The sequence below is a fragment of the Paracraurococcus lichenis genome (genome assembly GCF_030657435.1).
Taxonomy (GTDB): domain Bacteria; phylum Pseudomonadota; class Alphaproteobacteria; order Acetobacterales; family Acetobacteraceae; genus Paracraurococcus; species Paracraurococcus lichenis.
The window spans coordinates 1-2,335 of the sequence record NZ_JAUTWS010000247.1; the positions used below are offsets into that span (position 1 = coordinate 1).

Sequence of the window (2,335 nt, forward strand, 5' to 3'; positions counted from 1 at the left end):
GCATCGAGCCGTTCCTGCCGTTCATCCTGCAGACGCTGGAGCGGTTCCCGAGCCTGACTGCCAGCCGGCTCTACGCCATGGTCCGCGAGCGCGGTTGGCAGGGCAGCCCGGACCACTTCCGCCATCTGATCGCCTGTCACCGTCCGAGGCGCCCGGCCGAGGCTTATCTGCGGCTGCGCACGCTGCCGGGCGAGCAGGCGCAGGTCGACTGGGGGCACTTCGGACATGTGCAGATCGGCCGCGCGCGCCGGCCGCTGATGGCCTTCGTCATGGTGTTGAGCCACTCGCGCCAGATCTTCCTGCGCTTTTGCCTCGACGCCCGGATGGAGAGCTTCCTGCGCGGCCACGTCGCTGCCTTCACCGTTTGGGGCGGTGTGCCGCGGGTGCTCTTGTACGACAACCTGCGCAGCGCCGTGCTGGAGCGGCAGGGCGAGGCGATCCGCTTCCATCCCGAGCTGCTGCGCTTCGCCGGTCATTACCGCTTCGAGCCCCGGCCGGTCGCTGTTGCGCGCGGCAATGAGAAGGGTCGCGTCGAGCGCGCCATCCGCTATGTCCGCGACAGCTTCTTCGCCGCCCGCCGGTTTGCCGACCTCGACGACCTCAATGTCCAGGCCACCGCCTGGTGCCACGGTCCCGCCGCCGCCCGACGCTGCCCCGACCAGCCCGAGCGCAGTGTCGCCGAGGCATTCGCCGCCGAGCAGCCGCAGCTGCTGCCGCTACCCGGCGCACCGCCCTCGTTGTTCGAGCGCGTCGTCGTGCGCATTGGCAAAACCCCCTATGCGCGGTTCGACGGCAACGACTACTCCGTCCCGCATACCCAGGTCGGGCGTCAGCTGACGCTGCTCGCCGATCCACAGGAGGTGCGCCTCACCGACGGCGCCCATCTCCTCGCCTGCCATCGTCGCAGTTACGACAAAGGCGCCCAGATCGAGGACCCCGCCCACATCGCCGCCCTGGTCACGCACAAGCACGCCGCTCGTCAGCACCGCGCCACCGACCGCTTGGCCCGGGCGGTGCCCGCCAGCCAGGACCTGCTGCGCCGCGCCGCCGCGCGCGGCGACAACCTCGGCGCCATTACCTCTGCTCTGCTGCACCTGCTCGACACCCACGGCCCCGCCGAGCTGCAAGCTGCCATCCTCGAAGCCCTGGCGCGCGACGTGCCGCACCCCAACGCCGTCCGCCTCGCCCTCGATCGCCGACGCGCACAACGCGGCGAGCCACCGCCGGTCACCCTCGTCCTGCCAGAGCATGTCCGCGCCCGCGACCGTGCCGTGCCACCGCATCCGCTCGCCCCCTACGACCGGCTGAAGGACAGCATCGATGAGTGACGCCCTGCGTGCCCGCGCCCAGGCGCTCCGCCTGCATGGCCTGCTCGCCCACTGGGGCGAGGTCGTTGCTCAGCCCTGGCTTGCCACGCTGCTCGAACACGAGGAACAGGAGCGCGCCCGCCGCAGCCTGGAGCGGCGCCTCAAGGCCGCCCGTATCGGCCGCTTCAAGCCGCTCTGCGACTTCGACTGGACCTGGCCAGAACGCTGCGACCGTGGCGCCATCGAGGCGCTGATGAGCCTCGACTTCCTCGAGGACGCCGGCAACGTCGTGCTGCTTGGGCAGAACGGCACGGGCAAGACGACGTTGGCGCAAAATCTCGCCCACCAGGCTCTCGTTGCCGGTCACACCGTGCTGTTCACCACCGCCGGACAGTTACTCGGTGATCTCTCCGCCATCGACAGCGACGCCATCCTGCGCCGTCGCCTGCGCCACTACGCCCGGCCCGATCTGCTTATCGTGGACGAGGTCGGCTACCTCTCCTACGCCAACCGCCACGCCGATCTCCTGTTCGAGTTGGTGTCCCGTCGTTACCTCACACGCAGCACCATCATCACCACCAACCGCCCCTTTGCAGAATGGCGCGAGGTCTTCCCTAATGCCTCCTGCGTGGTCTCTTTGATCGACCGCCTCGTCCACAATGCCGAGGTGATCGCCATCGAAGGCAAGTCCTATCGCCTCAAAGAGGCGCAGGAGCGTGCAGAGCAGCGTGCCCGACGCCGCCGTCCCGCCAAGGCGTGAGCCAGCCAACCCGCTCGCGGCGCCAAACCAACATCCTCTGGTTCGATCAGCAACGGCCATCCTCTCGTCCCGACCGGCTTCCCACACGCCGGCGCGCGCAGGCGCTGTCGAGGATGGCCGTAGGCCACCGCCGAAGGCGGCGCGCAGCGTCCTCGACAGCGGCGAGCACGACGGCATCCTCCCGCCGCTCGGGGCAGGCGGCCCTCTACGCCCCGCTTACCCCAGGCAGGCCGCGCCGGGTTCAGGCGCTTTCTCGCCGCCGGCAACA

At 69.8% G+C, this 2,335-nt stretch carries 2 protein-coding genes; both read left to right on the forward strand.

Annotated features, from left to right (window positions below):
- On the forward strand, nt 1-1,328 hold a 1,328-nt coding region (gene istA, locus Q7A36_RS39375; RefSeq protein ID WP_305109245.1), incomplete at its 5' end, for an IS21 family transposase.
- A complete protein-coding gene (istB, locus tag Q7A36_RS39380) occupies nt 1,321-2,067 on the forward strand; it encodes an IS21-like element helper ATPase IstB (RefSeq protein WP_305109246.1) in 747 nt (248 codons plus the stop codon). The genes istA and istB, both read left to right, overlap by 8 nt.
- Nucleotides 2,068-2,335 lie beyond the last annotated feature (268 nt).